Source organism: Bacteroidales bacterium, assembly GCA_021157585.1.
Taxonomy (GTDB): Bacteria; Bacteroidota; Bacteroidia; order Bacteroidales; family UBA12170; genus UBA12170.
This window is the reverse complement of record JAGGWH010000098.1, coordinates 1-17,110: the sequence shown is the minus strand read 5'-3', so window position 1 is coordinate 17,110 and position 17,110 is coordinate 1. Positions and strand designations below refer to the sequence as shown.

The following is a 17,110-nucleotide window of genomic DNA, read 5'->3' as shown; positions in this document are numbered from 1 at the left end:
AATTATTTCTTTTAATTTATTATAACATTTCATAAATTCCAGCTGCGCCTTGACCTGTTCCAATACACATGGTAACCATGCCGTACTTTTTGTTTCGGCGTTTTAGTTCATTCAAAATCTGAACCGTAAGCTTAGCCCCTGTCGCACCTAATGGGTGTCCTAAAGCAATTGCACCACCATTAACATTTAATATTTCAGGATTAATATCTAATGCTTTTGACACGACCATTGATTGTGTTGCAAAAGCCTCATTAAGTTCAATCAAATCCATATCGGCTAATTTCATACCCGCATGCTTCAGTACTTTTGGGATAGCCATCATTGGACCAACACCCATTTTATAAGGTTCAACACCTGCTACTTGATAATCAACCATACGAGCAATTGGAGTTAGGTTATAACGCTTTAGAGCTTTTTCTGATACAACCAATACAAAACCTGCACCATCAGACATTTGAGAAGAGTTCCCAGCTGTTGATGAGCCATCGGTAGCAAAAACAGGACGTAGTTTTGAAAGTACTTCTACTGTTGTTCCTCTACGAGGGCCTTCATCTGTATCAAAAATTTTCTCTCTTGTTTTCATTTTCCCATCTTGGAAATAATTTTCTTTAACAGTAATAGGAACAATTTGATCTTTAAAATAACCGCTATCGATAGCATTAAGTGCTTTAGCATAAGAATTAGCAGCAAAAATATCTAAATCTTCACGCTTCAAATTATATTCACGAGCCACCATTTCAGATGTCAGACCCATACTTAAATACCAATTAGGATTAGTTTTGGCAACATCAGGGTTGGGAGCTAAACGCCATCCACCCATAGAAATCATTGACATAGTTTCAGCACCTCCAGCAATAATAACATCCGCTATACCGGCACTAACTTTTGCAGAAGCAATGGCAATTGATTCTATTCCCGATGAACAAAAGCGATTAACTGTAGAACCGGGAACATCAACAGTATCCAAAGACATTAATGATATTAAACGACCCATATTCATTCCTGATTCTGCTTCAGGAAAAGCATTACCAACAACCAAGTCGTCGATTTCTGATTTTTCAATTTGTGGAAAGTCATTCATCAAATGTCTAATAACATCTGCTGCCACGTCATCAGGACGTGTAAAACGTAGAGTTCCTTTTGGAGCTTTACCAATAGCTGAACGATAACCACCTACTATATATGCATTCATTTTTTTTCTTTTTTAATAAAACAATAATTCTATTTAAACTTGATTCTTAATTACGAAGGATTTTACCTTTAGTAATTAAACTTTGTATCCTTTCGAGAGTTTTTCGCTGCATACATAATTCAAGAAATGCTTTACGTTCCAAATCAAGTAAATATTGTTCTGACACCTCAGTTAAAGGTTGCGATATTTCGCCACCAGCCATAACCCAACCTAATTTTTCAGCAATCATACCATCGTGTTCCGACATATAATGTCCAGTTTTAAATCCATCGGATCCAACATAAACCATTCCTAAGGCCTCACGACCTAACACTTTAATATCGTTACGTGGAGCAGGTTTTGTATAGCCTTTTTCAACCAATTGTAATGCTGCCTTTTTAGCAAGTGCCAAATGATGTGCACGACTAACAACTACTTCATCAATACCTTCTCTCAAATAGCCCAAATCAAAGGCTTCATAAGCAGAAGTTGATACTTTAGCCTGGCCTATACTTAAATATCTATTTAAGAAAGCATTAGTACGGATATCGCCTGCTTGCAAACCATCACCTAAGCGCATAGCAAACTCTTTAGTTCCACCGCCACCGGGGATAAGTCCAACACCAAATTCAACTAAACCCATATATGTTTCGGCATGGGCTAAAACTTTATCAGAATGCATACAAATTTCACATCCACCACCTAAAGCCATGCCGTGAGGAGCTGAAACAACAGGAATTGAAGAATAGCGTAAACGCATAGTTGTTTTTTGGAACCACTGAATAGCCATATCCAAATCTTCCCATTCTTGCTCAACAGCAAGCATATAAATCATACCAACATTGGCTCCGGCAGAGAAATGATCTCCTTCGTTAGAAATAACTAAAGCTTTATACTCAGCTTCTGCCAAATCAACAGCTTTATTTAGTCCTTCCAAAACACCTTGTCCAACTGTATTCATTTTAGTATGGAATTCTATGTTCAAAACACCATCACCTAAATCGAAAATTGTTGTATCGTTATTTTCCCAAACAACACTAGTACCACGTAAAACTTCTAAAGAAAGAGTTTCTCCCTGTCCGGGAACTTCTTTATAAGATTTTGTAGGAATGTCATAAAAATATTTCAGACCACCTTCAACTTTGTAGAAACTTGTTACACCTGCTTCAAGCATATCGTAAATCCACTGAGAAGCTTTCTTACCGGCCTCTTCCATAGCTTTTACCGTATCTTCAACACCTACTGCATCCCAAGTTTGGAAAGGACCTAATTTCCATCCAAAGCCGGCATTTAAAGCATCATCAACTTTATAAATCTCGTCAGAGATTTCAGGTATACGATTGGATACAAACTGAAATAATGAATAAAATGAAGCGCGATAAAAATCTCCTGCTTTACCTTTATCTGCTAGTAAAATTGGCAGTCTTAAACGTAAATCATCAATTCCTTTAGTTTTTTCAAAAACAGAGAATTTTGGTTTTGCATCTTCGGTATATTCCAAAGTTTCGAAATCGAGTGTTAAGAATTTTTTCTTTCCATCTTCAACAACTTTTTTAAAGAAACCTTGTTTTGTTTTAGAACCTAACCAGTTATTTTCCAACATTTTTTGCAAATACTCAGGAACTTTAAACGAGTCATTAGCCTCATCATTAGTGCTATCTTTAATATTATTGGCAACATGAATTAGCGTATCTAAACCCACAACGTCAGCGGTACGGAAAGTAGCTGATTTTGCACGACCAATAACAGGACCTGTAAGTTTATCTATTTCGGTAATTGTTAAACCATAATTTTGCACATTATTGAACAATTCCATAATTGAAAATGTTCCAACTCTATTAGCAATAAATGCTGGAGTATCTTTAGCTAAAACAGCTGTTTTACCAAGGAATTTACCTGCATAATTGGTCAAAAACTCTACAACTTCAGGAGAAGTTTTAGATGTTGGAATAATTTCAAATAGCTGTAGATAACGAGGAGGATTAAAGAAGTGTGTTCCACAGAAATTCTTTTGAAAATCTTCGCTCCTACCTTCAGTCATTTTCTCAACTGAAATTCCAGATGTATTAGTAGTAATTAAAGAACCCTGTTTACGGAATTTTTCAACTTTATCAAAAACTGTCTGTTTAATATCCAGACGTTCAACTACAACTTCTATAACCCAGTCGCAATCTTTAATTTTTGCTAAATCATCATCAAAATTACCTGTTGTAATTCGTTTAGCAAATCGTTTAGAGTAAATAGGTGAAGGTTTAGATTTTAAAGAGGCTTTTAGAGCGTCATTTACAATCCTATTTCTAACCACTTTACTTTCCAATGTTAAACCCTTTGCTTCTTCGGCTTTGTTCAACTCACGTGGAACAATATCAATAAGCAATACTTCGAGTCCGATATTGGCAAAATGACAGGCAATACCTGATCCCATTACACCGGATCCAAGTACCGCTACTTTATTAATTCTTCTTATCATACTGCAAGACTTTAATTAATTATAATACTTTATTATTTTTTAATTTATTTATCTGAATTTTTTCTATGTCTTCTTTAACCTGTTCTTTAATAATGGATGTTACTTTTGAAAAAGCTTCAAAGTCTTTTTTATTAATTCTTTCACAAATCTTTTCGTTAAAAGCCAGAACAGCTTTTTTTACTTCTCGCCTAAGCTCCACCCCTTTTTCTGTGAGAAAAACCTTAACTACACGTTTATCCTTTAAATTTGATTCTTTATAAATTAAACCATTATCCTCCATATTTTTTAGTAGGCGACTCAAACTAGAGCTACTCATTCCCATCAAAGGAGCTACTTTTGTTGCAGGTGTCCCAGATCTTTCAATAATCAGTAACACATAACCAACACCCTGAGTAATACCATTCTGCGCAGCTAATAGGTTATACATACGCATCATCGAGAAAAGTGCTGATCTTAAGTGAAAATCTACTGTAGCTTGAGTATTCATAAAATAATTTTACTATGCATGCATTGCAAATATACTAAAAACAATGATGCATGCATAGTATTATAGATGCGATTTTTGATAATTATTTGTTAAAATATTAACGACAAATGATTAGAAACTAAAACAAGTCAGAAGTGAATGCTTAAAAATATTGATTTTACAGCATTTATAAAGAATTTAATAATCGCAAACGATTGAAATATAAAAAACAAAAGAGAGCTAATTTATATTGAGTCTAACTTAGAACTCTACTACTTCTGACTTTATTTAGTCGTAAGCCCAATTAAAACGGCCTGATTTTTCTCCACAAGCATCTCTTATTAATTTTTTCGATCTACAATTATCCTTTGTTAACTGAAACTTTAGGGAGAAATAAATATCCATCCCGTGAAAATCTTTATTTCCCAAAAAGGATGTAAACCAATCAGAGCCGATGGCAAACGAACCCACACGAGCATAAATACCTAAATGTGGATATTTGAACTGATAAAAACTAATTGGAGCACTAAATTCCAAGAACTTAGTTTCATATCTCGGAGCAATTATAAATTGATTTGGGCGACGAAGTGCACCACCCTTCAAAGGAATTCCATATATTAAAGAAGCATTCCAATAAAAATTAGCAATTTGGGTATTATAATCGGCTTGAACACTTAAAGTCATGGGTAAAGCAATACGCATACTATTCTCAACTATGCTAGCCGACGATGAACCATAAAACTGCTCACTTATTAATCCAATTATCTGATTTACGTTTTCTAAATCTACTCCCCTCATATCTCCCTCGACTTGAGTAGAATTGATAAAACTGTGGGTTTGTGCATTTTCCTTAAAACTAATACTCCCTACATCTAACAGAGCAATGCCAATACGATATTTATAATCAATTACAGGCTGCTCACAAAACCGTTGTGCGTTTAGCTTAGGTTGACGTTTAAGCAAAACTTGGTAGGTAAATCCTATATCCATTGCCCAACCTTTTCCTGTAGTTAAACTATTAGAAAGATAATCATTAGTATCAAAATCAATAGGCAAAGAAAAGCCTATCTCGGCTTGCTGATTTGCCACATCAATAGTTTTAGAATCTATCAGTGAATAAGTACTCTGATTTACATCCAAATAAGCACCACCTACTCCTAACAAGCGTTTTAGACTAAATCCAAAAGACCAGCCATCAAAAGATTCCTTATTCAAACGATAAGCGTACGACACGCCAATTTCTCCCCAAGCCATTGATGTACTATTAAAATCATCAACTTGAAAAACTTGTTTGTGCTGTGGGAAATAAGAAAAACCATAGGCAAGAATATTAGCCAAATCTGGACTTAGATTTCTAATATTTGTCTGCACTCGCATTCCGGAAGTTATAGCAATGGCATGTTGATTATAACTTAACATTATTGAAGGGCCTAATATTCTAAGACTTTGATTTAAAGATGTATTTTTATCACTATCGAATGAATAAAAAGCGCGCTGTTCTGTTCCATAACCGGTTGGATGCTCTACAAACTCAAAATTGGGGTCGAGCAAGTCTGTTAAGCGAAACTCATTTTTATCTAAATAAATAAAGTCGGTATGCAAAAACAAATCTCCGGAAGAGAAATTAATCGACAGCCAAGTTTTTTGGCTATGCATAGCCGAAGGATTAAGAAGAACAGAATTTACACCGGAATAATTAGAAGAGCTACTACCAAAAGATTCTCCTTGAGCAAAAATATTTATGCTTGTAAATAAAAGTAAAAAAACACTAAAATACTGTTTCATCTACACTCCTGACATGGCATTCAAATATACTGAAAAAAAATTGTAACTTCTACTTACTCCTTCTCTTCTGCCATCTTTTCCATCAACCAAATAACTATAACTCCTACAAGCATAATCCCGATGGCAATACCAAATTGCAGATTAATTTCGGGTAAAAGCCAGTTATAGCCAATCACCTTTTCTTTAACTCCAAATTGCTGAATAATCTCTTCTTTCCAAGGCCAAATAATACCCAAAGATCCAAAAATAAAACCCGTTAATATTGCAATTGTTTGATTTCTAAAACGTTTAAATACCCAAGATAACAAATAAGAAAAACCTAACAAGCCAACAAATGCACCTATAACAATTGGAATTAGTATATCAAAGCGTAGTTGATTAATAGCATCAATCATAACTAATTGATAATTACCCATTAATATAAGCACAAAAGAGCCCGACAATCCGGGTAATATCATACTGCAAGCAGCAACCACACCACAAACAATTAAATAAAGAAAGTTTTCATCCTGAGTTGCAGGCGTAAGAAAAGTAATTGATAAAGCAATAATAAACCCAATAAGAAAAGATAAGACAACAATCCATGTCCAATGTTCAATTGTTTTCCCTACAAAATACACCGAAGCTAAAATAAGTCCAAAGAAAAAACTCCAGATATAAACCGGATAATTTATAAATAGGAAATCGAACAAACGAGCAAGACTAAGAATAGAAATAGCAACCCCCGAGAATAATGCTATAAGAAAAGCAAGATCGATATGTTTTGCAAAACCTTTAAAATCACCTTTTAATATTAGACGCAACGCAGCTATATCAAACGACTTTATAGCATTTATTAAACGCTCAAAAATACCTGTAATTAGGGCTATTGTACCTCCGGACACACCGGGGATAACATTTGCAGCTCCCATTGCCATTCCTTTAATAAAAACGCCAAGTAGTTCTTTCATTATAAATTATATTGCTCTTATTAGTTTCGAAAATAATTCGTTTTACACTAAAATCAAAATAGATGAATAAAATACGGCTATAAATTATTTCTCTTAAGATTATATCGTTCAAAGAGGTTATCTAAAGCAGAATTTTCTACTGAACTCAGCTCACTTTGTAAAAGTGGGTTCTCAAATTCTTTTTTATCTAACAATATAGCAAATTCAAAATCAGCCAAGCCTTTTTTCTCATTACCGGCAAGCAGTTGGAACATCCCTTTAAAATAAAACAGTAATGCTTTTTGATTATTCTTCTTTACTTTATCAAGACCTTCTGTTATTACATTTAAAGCTTCGGTATAATCATCATCAAACACACTTAACAAGGCTTTATTGATATAATAAGCAGAATCTTCAGGATTAATTTTAATAAGGTGATTAGTTAGAAAACGAGCTAATTGCCCATATCCTTGTTCGTGTAATCTGGCAGCCCTGAGATTCCAAAACAACGGCATAGGCTCATCTATTACCGTGGCTTTAGCCAAATTTTCATAAGCAGATTCTAAATCGCCCAATTTAAAATAAGTACGAGCTAAACCTATATATGCTTCTATAAAACTAACATTTACCGAAACTGCCTTTTTATAATTTTTCAGAGCATCATTCAGCATTTCATTTTGCTCATAAGCTTCGCCTAAAAAATAATAAGAGACCACATCAGGGTCTTCCCTTTTAATAGCTTCTGAATAATAAATAATAGCTTGATTGAAATCGCCAGTACTAAAATAAATATTGGCAATATTAAACCAAGCAGAAGCATATTCGTTATCAATAGCTAATACATATTCGTAAGCATCTATGGCTTTTTCGTTTTCTCCAACAGAACTATGGGAAATAGCGAGATTAAACCAGGCTCCTTTACTGTATGGATAGTCATCTATAAATTTATTAAAAAAAGTGATTGCCTCTTTTGAACGATTTGCCATTTCGTAACAAAGACCAATTTCACTTAAAGTCTGATCATTATCAGGCTCCAACTCTAATACTTTTGATAAATACGATAAAGCTTTGTCGTATTGTTCTAAATTTTCGTATTCAAATGCAATATTAGAATACACTTCTATCAAATCGTGGTTTTGATTTAGAGCATGTGTAAATTCTTCAATAGCTTCGCGATAATGTTGCAATTGACTTAATAAGGAACCTTTAGTCATATAAAAATCAGAATCACCTATATTCCCTAGCTCATCGAGTAAGTCCAAACCTTTTTCGGCTTGATTTGATAAAGCATAATACTGTGCTTTTTTCAACAGAAATTCGTAATTTCCGGGATATTGCTCAAGAGAAAAATAGAGTGCTTTTTCCAAAAGAACCATATCTCCATTTTCAAAGTAATAATCAATAATAGCAGATAGTTCATCAATATCAAAAAAGAATAAGTCATTCGTCTTTAACATTGTCTGAAAACGCTCAACCATTTCTTTTAGAATCTCTTCTGAATAAAATTCAAATTCTTCTCCCATAAGTTTTTTAAATTCGCTTCAAAAGTACATCTTTTTTAAAGAACATTATAATACAATTATCTAGGCATTATGCACAACTTTATTGACAATTTATTTTATAACTATTGTTGAAAATAATTAATATTTATAGCTCATAACAAGTAATTAGCTAAGGATAATCCCTATATTTGTGTTTTCATTTAACCACTAACAATCCTAAATATTTCATAAGACAGAACCACAAATACTATGACGCTAATAAAATCCATTTCAGGTTTCAGAGGAACTATAGGTGGTAAACCTATCACTAATTTAACTCCCGTAGATATTGTAAATTTTGCTACTGCATTTGCCTCTTTTATTCAAAAAGAAACTAAAAAAGAAAATCCTACAATTGTTGTCGGGCGAGATGCCAGATTATCGGGCGAAATGTTGGAAGGCTTGGTTAATAACACTTTAATAGCTATGGGAGCAAATGTTGTATCCCTTGGTTTGTCGACAACTCCAACAGTAGAAATGGCTGTTATTAATCTGAAAGCCGATGGTGGAATTATTTTAACTGCTAGCCATAATCCAAAGCAATGGAATGCACTTAAATTGGTCAATGCCAAAGGAGAGTTTATTTCTGCAAAAGAAGGCGAATCTCTATTGAAACTTATTGAAGAACAGGATTTTAATTATGCTAAGATTGATAAGATAGGCAAGATTACGGTTGATAACACTCAGATTGACAAACATATAGAAAAAATATTAGCACTTGAATTGGTTGATGTTGAAGCCGTAAAAGCGGCAAATTTTAAAGTGGCTATTGATGGTGTAAATTCTACGGGCGGTATCTCTATTCTTCCACTTTTAAAAGCTTTGGGCGTTACTGAAGTTTTCGATATCTTTTGTGAACCGACTGGAGTATTTCCTCACGTTCCAGAACCTCTTCCAGAAAATATTGGTGCTTTATGCGAATTAGTTGTAAAAGAAAAAGCAGATGTTGGTTTTGTTGTTGATCCTGATGTGGATCGCTTGGCTATTGTTAGCGAAAATGGTAATCCTTTTGGTGAAGAATACACACTTGTGGCTATTGCCGATTATATTTTAGAAAACAAGAAAGGAAACACGGTTTCCAACCTATCTTCTACAAGAGCTTTAAGAGATATTACCACAAAACACGAAGGTCTGTATCAGGCTGCAGCTGTGGGTGAAGTCAATGTGGTAGAGATGATAAAAAAGACCAATGCCATTATTGGTGGCGAAGGAAATGGTGGTGTTATTTATCCTGAACTCCATTCCGGTCGTGATGCTTTAGTTGGCATTGCTTTGTTTTTGACTTTAATGGCCAAACGCAAACAAAAGGTATCGATGATTCGTTCTAGCTTCCCCAATTATTTTATCAGCAAAAATAAAATAGATTTAGACGAAGATATGGATATCGATGGACTTTTAGCTCAGATTGCTGAGAAATATAAAAATGAAAAAGTGACTACGATTGATGGCGTAAAAATTGATTTTGAAAGCGAATGGGTACACCTTCGAAAATCCAATACAGAAGCCATTATCCGTATATATGCAGAAAGCAATGATTTATCAAAAGCCAATCATTTAGCCGACAAAATTAAACTTGATATTGGTGAGTTTCTAAATGCTTAATCAAGAAAAATGGATTTTCTTACGCTATTTCTAATTGCAATTGGACTCTCATTAGATAGTTTTGCTGTTTCCTTGGCCAATGGCTTATCCATTAAAAAACTCAATGCTTGGCTTATCTTTAAGTCTTCTACTAATTTAGCTCTATTTCAGGGGATTATGCCAGCTATTGGCTATTATCTAGCCGTTGGATTTCAGCAAATCATTCAAGTTTACGACCATTGGATTGCTTTTGTATTGCTCTTCCTTATTGGCGCAAAAATGATTTATGAAAGCCTAAACAAAAAAGAAGGTGAAGACAATAGTATCGAGTTATCCCGAACACGCCTAGTCGCTCAAGGAATTAGTACTAGTATTGATGCTTTAGCTATTGGTGTTAGCTTTGCTTTTTTAGAAATAGAAATCCTAACTCCCGTTATCATTATCTTTATTGTGACTTTTATTGCCAGCTTTATTGGAATAAGAATTGGCAAATATTACGGACAAAAGCTAGGTGCAAAAATGGAAATCTTGGGTGGAATTATCCTAATTGGCATTGGCTTTAAAATTCTGATTGAGCATCTTTATTTTCAATAGAATTGCGTTCATATTATTTGAATTTTCTCCCGCAGATTACGCGGATTTTCGCTGATTTTATTTTTTTTGAATTTGAGATTAATCCCCTAAAGAAGAATATTTTTTTTGCCTTTTAAATTTATTGACTTTAATGCCCTCTGGGCTATGAAAAATATTTTTGGATAATATTTTCTATTAAAATTAATGCCCGATGGGCAATGCGTTATGCTTGGCTACTCCGTCAAAATGAGAGAATAGCACCAACATTCCGAGGAAAACCCCTCATCCTATGTTTGCAAATCCTATGTTTGCAAATTCAACTAAAGACTGAAATTTTTAAATTTGAATATTGTTAAACAATCAGAAGGAAAAGAGGAGAAAGAGAAAGACTATTGCCCCTCATATCGATCCGTCGTTTGACGGAGAGATATCTCTAGCTTAAAAACAATGAGATCTCTCCTCCGCTACGCTCTGTCGAGATGAGGGAGTAAAGAATGTTTAGAATGATGAGTGAATGAAAGGTAAATCGGCACTCCACAATACTCTGTTTTTTTATCGCGGATTGCAAATCCGCTCTAGCATCTAGACCTTCAGCCTATATCTATTTTTGGGCTAAAGCCCGATTTACTTTGCGCTTGGAACCACGACCTGAAGGTCGTGGTAATTCAATATTTACATTCTGATTTTAAGCCTGAAAGTAGCAAACGAGGTGTGTCTTTAAGACACCCCCGTTTTTTTCTGCATTTGCCTGCGCAATCTGCGCGATAATTATTTATAATCTATCTTATCGATTTCAAAATATCCAAAGTCAGATCCCAGAACATTTGAACTGTTTTAATCTCAATGCGCTCATCTGGTGAATGCGCTCCACGGATACTTGGTCCATAAGAAATCATATCCATTTTAGGATAGGTCTCCCCTATTAATCCACATTCTAAACCTGCATGGATTGCCAAAACTTTAGGTTTTTTCTTAAACAGTTTTTCGTAAGAAGAACTGGTGATATCCATTATTTTGGAATTAGGATTAGGCTTCCATCCCGGATAACCATCGGTATTTTCTACTTTTGCTCCTGCCAAATGAAATACAGAAGCAACCATATTTACAACATCCTGCTTTTCGGTTTCAGAACTGGAACGCTGACTGGTAGTTACTAAAATATGATCGTCCAAAGTTTTTACAGCCGCCAGATTGGTTGACGTCTCTACAAAATTTGGAATATCCTGCGACCAAGCAATTACACCATGCGGACAAGCATAGAGCGAATTTATTAAACGCGTTTGCAAATCGAGGCTAAAAACCTTTTCAGCCTTGTCTGTTTCGATTAAAGCAATGTTTAGATTAGGCTCGGTTACATGCAACTCTGCTTTAACAGCATCAGCCATTTGCGCAACAAGTACTTCAAAATCGCAAACTACCGACTCAGGAATTGAGACCTCGGCAAAAGCTTCACGAGCAATAGCATTACGTAAATTTCCTCCATTAAACTTGGCTAAGCGCAAACCAAAATCCATTGCTCCTTTATATAAGATTCTGTTTAAAATCTTGTTTGCATTTCCATAACCTTTTTGAATATCATCACCGGAATGGCCACCACGCAAACCGCTTATATCAATTCTATATCCTTTATAATCTGCTGGAGCATCTTCCAAATCCAAATCGAACTTAACGACAGTATCCATACCACCGGCACAACCAATAAATAATTCGCCTTCATCTTCCGAATCGAGATTTAGCAGAATCTCACTCTTTAGAAAATCGGGTTTTAAACCAAAAGCCCCAGTCAAACCCGTTTCTTCATCCACGGTAAACAAACATTCAATTGGTCCATGCTCAATATCATCAGCAGCCAAAATAGCTAACTGAGTAGCAACACCAATACCATCATCAGCACCCAAAGTAGTCCCAATTGCTTTTACCCATTCGCCATCAATTCTCGTACGAATTGGATCGGTATCAAAGTCATGGTCAACATCGCTATTCTTTTCGCAAACCATATCGATATGGCTTTGCATCACGACCCAAGGAAGATTCTCATACCCCTTGGTAGCGGGCTTTCTAATAAGAATATTTCCTATTTCATCTTCCAAAGTTTCGAGCTTATATTTTGCTCCAAACTCAAATAGATAAGCTTTGATTTTCTCTTCTTTTTTTGAAGGACGAGGAATTTGACATATATCATCAAAAAATTCCCAAACACTCTGTGGCTGAAGTTGTCTTATTGATTTATTCATTTTTAATATATATATTTTTGCGCCTACACGGCAAAATTAATTCTTAATCATATTTGAGATTTTTCGGGAATAAACCTAAGTGTGGGTGTTAACATGGTTAATATTGATACATAAACTATATTCTGAGTAAAATCATTATTATTGAGCCCCATTAAAAACAGAATCCCTATACCCACTATTATAGGAATATAAAAATATATCAACTTATAATACAATTGCGGAAGTACTGTATCAATAAAAAAGTTTGAATGTCGAAAAACCAGCATTTTCTTTCCTAACCTATAACCTATAACCCAAAGCATTACAACAGAGAATAAAGCAAGAGGGACTTCAACTATCCAAGGAATATAAAGCCAGCCCATAACATATCCAAACCCCCTATCTGTAAAATATCCGGCAAGAAATGTTCCGAAAACCAGAATATATGCATTTACATAAATCCACATTAAAACCAAACTTTTAAAAGATCCCTGATCTTTAACTTTTTTCTGTAATCGTTGAAAAATAAAACCAATAATAACCAACACAAACGGACCAACACTATATACCGATAATACAGAAGAATACGTCCAAAGCGGTGATGGATCAGGAATAGTAAAAACAATCATTCCATCACGCCAAACTCCGGGGATGGAATAAGCTGCAGCAACAAGAAATTTAGACAATTGAAAAATTCCAAAAAGAATACTGAATGTCAAAACAAATACTATCGTAACAGCAATCATATTTTGGATCTCACGAGGCCAATTCCAAGGCAATCCTTTCCAAGTATCTCGCATATGTTCAAGCTCTTCACGAAGTGAAAAAACACGTTTATCTTCCTCTACAACAAAGCTTAACGACTTCCTAACCATACGGTCTAAATGTTTTCTCTGTCGAGCAGTATCACGCACTTCCTTATAATCCTCCCAAAGTCTTTGAAATAGATTAGGCTGAGGAAACTTTGCTTTTCTAAGTTTTTTCTCAGCTCGCTCTGCTATAACTTCATCTCTAAAATCAAGTAGTGGCCCTAAAAAAAACAAAAGAATAGCAGACCAAAAATTACGTTGTCCTTTTCTTTTTGCCGACTGTTTATTTTTCCAATGTTGTTCTTGTCGATATTCCCTAAAATCATACTTTAAGCGTTTAATAAAACTGGGTTGATGCTTTCGTATTCTATTTCTTTCGGCACGTAATTCTCTACGCTCTTTTCTATTCTCCTGAAAATCAAGCATAATACGCTTGAAAAATCCGGGACTTTTCCTTTTTTGCTTTTGACGACCTATATGCTTTATATTCTTTTCCTTATGATGATATTTTGCATTTCGCTTTTGTCGCCTTCTATATTTTTTCCACCAACTCTCTTTCTTCCGTTTCTTTTCAGCAGGAAAATCCTTAAGACTCAACTTTTTGGGATTAGCAAGTGATGACGGATTTTCCATGAGTTATAGTTTAATCAATTTCTAAAAGAAACAAGAAGGTAAAAATATTCCTTTTTATGTAAAGAATCAAATAATTAAATAATTAAAATCTTTAAAATCAATTTCTCTTTATTCAATAAAAGATGTTAAAAACTTTATTTTATTTTCATTTTTTTGTTCTTTCGCAGCGTTATTTTTGAAAAAACTCATTTATGAGCATTTATAAAAGCTTGCTGTCTATAATTTTAATCATACTTTTTAGTTATCCATTGGGGATGAGCGCCTTGGTTATAGATGGCAAACCTTTATTAAAAAGCCCTGCTACAAACGAATTTCCCGTTCCTGAAGAGATAGTAGAACTAACAAATGAGAAACTTCATAAAACTTTAGAAAACTACCGTTTTAATGGTACTGCCTTGATAGCCGTTAAAGGTAAAATTATTTTTGAAGAAGCCAGAGGAATAGCCAATTTCTCCAATAGAACTCCTATAAAGATAGAATCAAGCTTCCAATTAGCATCTGCCAGCAAACCCTTTACGGCTCTTAGTATAATGCTTTTAAAAGAGAGGAGTCTACTCGATTATGATGATAAAGTAAAAAACTATATTCCGGATTTTCCTTATCCTGAAATTAGTATTCGACATTTGCTAAACCATACCAGCGGACTTCAAAACTACATGTACTTAGTTGATAATTATTGGGTTAACGACAGCAGCATTACTAACCAGAAAATGCTAAACTTGATAATATCTCATAATTTACCCTTAAATAATATTCCCGGTCGAAGATTTGAATATTCTAATACCGGTTATGCCGTTCTGGCCTTGGTTATAGAAAAAATTACCCATCAATATTTTGGCGACTTTCTCCAAACTGAAATATTTGACAAATTAGGTATGACACATAGTTATGTTTATAATCGCGTTGATATAGAACAAGATAGCAATCAGGTTTTAGGTTATAATTCTCAATGGCGAAGACGTCGTCAATATTTTCATGATGCAAACAATGAAATTTTAGGAGATAAAAGCATTTACTCAACGGTTCACGATATTTATAAATTCACTGAAGCCTTAAATAATTACGAATTAGTAGATAAAAAAACTTTAGAAGAGGCTTATTCTAAAGCAATATTGCGCAACTCTAGAAGTATAAACTATGGCTTTGGTTGGCGATTGAGGAAAGACGGAAAACACAGTTATATTTTCCATAATGGTGCTTGGCATGGATTTACTTCCACTATTACTTTAGAGCCTGAAAACGATATTACACTTATTCTGCTCAACAACACCAATGCTCCCATCGCCACAATAAAAAGAGATATACTAAATATTTTACATTCTCAAATGGATCCTTATCTCAAATAATTTTATCTGATAGCAAACACATTTACTCACCATAAAACTGTAAAATTTTATTTATTGTAATTATTTTCAAAAATATATGTCTTATATTCGGTAACAATGATGATTATCATTAGATTTGTATACGAAAAATAAAATTGAATACCGATGAAAGATAAATTAAATAACATTATTCTTGTCCCTACGGACTTTTCTGAAGTTTGTAACAATGCAATGAATCAAGCTGCCGAAGCAGCACAATTCTTTAAGTATGAATTGCATCTACTACACGTTATTGACAAAAATACCAATGCATACCTTAAAGATGAAAACTTGGGTATCGATAGTCTTTATAAGCGTTTACAAAAACTCGCCGATGATTTAATTGCAAAATATGGTATAGAAGTCAAGATTAAAGCAGAAGACGGAAATATCTTTACTACAATAAATTCTGTTGCACAACATTTAGGTGCTAAGCTTATTTATTTAGGGACTCATGGTAAAGTTGGCATGCAAAAATTGACCGGTAGTTTTGCTCTGAGAATCATTACCGAATCCCCTGCCCCTGTTATTGTTGTGCAGAAACGTAAATTTAACAAGGGTTTTCAAAATATTCTTTTACCAATTACTAGCGATGCCGGACCTTGGGAAAAAACATTATGGGCAAGTTTTATGGCAAAGCAATTGAATGCTAAAGTACATTTGATGAGTATTCCAGGTAAAACCATCGAAAAAACAACAAATACGCTTACAAAATATTTTGAAGAACATGATGTAGATTATACTTCAACTATAGTTGATAAATCAAACAATTTCTCACAACAAGTTATAGATCATGCAACATCAAATAATTACGATCTGATAATGATAATGACAAATCCTGATAATAGTTGGACAAAATACCTCTTAGGTTCTTACGATGAAGAAATTATTTTTAACGGGTCTCAGATTCCGGTAATGTGCATAAACCCAAGAAAATACAATTGGGAAAAGATTACACAGTACTAAAGAGAAAAATATAAAAATATTTAAGATTAGCCAGAGCCAAAAACCCTGGCTTTTTTTATGACTTTATTTTCATCAGATAAGATTCTGACTCTGGGCCCAAATTAAAAATTAAATCCAAAATACTTAGGTTTTCAAAGAAAGGATATTGATCAGAAAACACTTGAATATAGGGTGGTAAATCCAAAGATTCTGTATTCTTTGGCCTTAATAAAAATCGCTTGTCTTCATTGGAATGAATATCTTTTGGGAAAGCAAATTCTTCTGTGCGTTGAACACTTACATCCCACTCCATTAAACTGTTTATCAACTGAATAACTTCTTCATTGAGATCGAGTAAAAATTTTGATTTTTTGCTAAAAAATTCATCTAATTCATCTTGATAATAGAGCAAAAAAGGAGAAGAATTATAGGCTGTTTTAAGGGAGCGCCAATGCAATTGCTGCCAAGGTTCATCATAAGAAATTTTTACATCACGCGTTAGCGTTTTGGCACCATTTGGTTTGATAACAGGAACCGTTAAAGACTGCAAACCATTAGCCGATAAAATCACACATCTATTCCGAAACGTTTGTTTGGGAAAAGTCTCAAATTGCTCTACACTTATCTCTT

The 17,110-nt window shown here is 34.2% G+C and carries 13 protein-coding genes; 4 read left to right on the top strand and 9 right to left on the bottom strand.

Annotated elements, in window-relative coordinates; translation table 11 throughout:
• Positions 1-19 precede the first annotated feature (19 nt).
• From J7K39_06535 to J7K39_06510, 6 genes are all read right to left on the bottom strand, one after another.
• A complete protein-coding gene (locus J7K39_06535; GenBank protein MCD6179544.1) occupies positions 20-1,192 on the bottom strand; it encodes an acetyl-CoA C-acyltransferase in 1,173 nt (390 codons plus the stop codon).
• Positions 1,193-1,238: 46 nt separating this feature from the next.
• Positions 1,239-3,641 (bottom strand): 3-hydroxyacyl-CoA dehydrogenase/enoyl-CoA hydratase family protein, encoded by a 2,403-nt coding sequence (locus J7K39_06530; GenBank protein ID MCD6179543.1) that lies wholly within the window; start codon positions 3,639-3,641, stop codon positions 1,239-1,241.
• Between the two features lie 19 nt (positions 3,642-3,660).
• Positions 3,661-4,128 carry a winged helix-turn-helix transcriptional regulator gene (locus J7K39_06525; GenBank protein MCD6179542.1) on the bottom strand — a complete coding sequence of 156 codons (468 nt, stop codon included), beginning with the start codon at positions 4,126-4,128 and terminating at the stop codon, positions 3,661-3,663.
• A 267-nt stretch (positions 4,129-4,395) separates the two neighbouring features.
• On the bottom strand, positions 4,396-5,892 hold the full coding sequence (locus J7K39_06520) for a hypothetical protein (GenBank protein MCD6179541.1): 1,497 nt from the start codon (positions 5,890-5,892) through the stop codon (positions 4,396-4,398).
• A 53-nt stretch (positions 5,893-5,945) separates the two neighbouring features.
• Positions 5,946-6,842: a DUF368 domain-containing protein gene (locus tag J7K39_06515; GenBank protein ID MCD6179540.1), complete on the bottom strand. Its 897-nt coding sequence runs from the start codon at positions 6,840-6,842 to the stop codon at positions 5,946-5,948.
• 77 nt (positions 6,843-6,919) lie between these two features.
• Positions 6,920-8,344 carry a tetratricopeptide repeat protein gene (locus J7K39_06510; protein MCD6179539.1) on the bottom strand — a complete coding sequence of 475 codons (1,425 nt, stop codon included), beginning with the start codon at positions 8,342-8,344 and terminating at the stop codon, positions 6,920-6,922.
• Positions 8,345-8,572: 228 nt separating this feature from the next.
• On the opposite strand from J7K39_06510, the gene glmM reads away from it, so the two are divergent.
• Together glmM and J7K39_06500 are read left to right on the top strand one after the other, a co-directional pair.
• Positions 8,573-9,964 (top strand): phosphoglucosamine mutase, encoded by a 1,392-nt coding sequence (glmM, locus tag J7K39_06505; GenBank protein MCD6179538.1) that lies wholly within the window; start codon positions 8,573-8,575, stop codon positions 9,962-9,964.
• Positions 9,965-9,973: 9 nt separating this feature from the next.
• Complete coding sequence (locus J7K39_06500; protein ID MCD6179537.1) at positions 9,974-10,537, top strand: manganese efflux pump; 564 nt, start codon at positions 9,974-9,976, stop codon at positions 10,535-10,537.
• A gap of 758 nt (positions 10,538-11,295) precedes the next feature.
• Here J7K39_06500 and J7K39_06495 read toward each other — a convergent pair.
• Both J7K39_06495 and J7K39_06490 read right to left on the bottom strand, forming a co-directional pair.
• Positions 11,296-12,750, bottom strand: a complete 1,455-nt coding sequence (locus J7K39_06495) for an aminoacyl-histidine dipeptidase (GenBank protein ID MCD6179536.1) — start codon at positions 12,748-12,750, stop codon at positions 11,296-11,298.
• A gap of 47 nt (positions 12,751-12,797) precedes the next feature.
• The gene (locus J7K39_06490) at positions 12,798-14,171 is read right to left on the bottom strand and encodes a hypothetical protein (protein ID MCD6179535.1); all 1,374 of its coding nucleotides are present in this window, start codon (positions 14,169-14,171) and stop codon (positions 12,798-12,800) included.
• Positions 14,172-14,362: 191 nt separating this feature from the next.
• Here J7K39_06490 and J7K39_06485 point away from each other — a divergent pair, with 191 nt between their 5' ends.
• Both J7K39_06485 and J7K39_06480 read left to right on the top strand, forming a co-directional pair.
• A complete protein-coding gene (locus tag J7K39_06485) occupies positions 14,363-15,517 on the top strand; it encodes a beta-lactamase family protein (GenBank protein ID MCD6179534.1) in 1,155 nt (384 codons plus the stop codon).
• A gap of 144 nt (positions 15,518-15,661) precedes the next feature.
• On the top strand, positions 15,662-16,501 hold the full coding sequence (locus tag J7K39_06480; GenBank protein ID MCD6179533.1) for a universal stress protein: 840 nt from the start codon (positions 15,662-15,664) through the stop codon (positions 16,499-16,501).
• A gap of 55 nt (positions 16,502-16,556) precedes the next feature.
• Here the strand turns inward: J7K39_06480 and J7K39_06475 are convergent.
• A partial coding sequence (locus J7K39_06475; protein MCD6179532.1) for a WbqC family protein occupies positions 16,557-17,110 on the bottom strand: 554 nt, incomplete at its 5' end.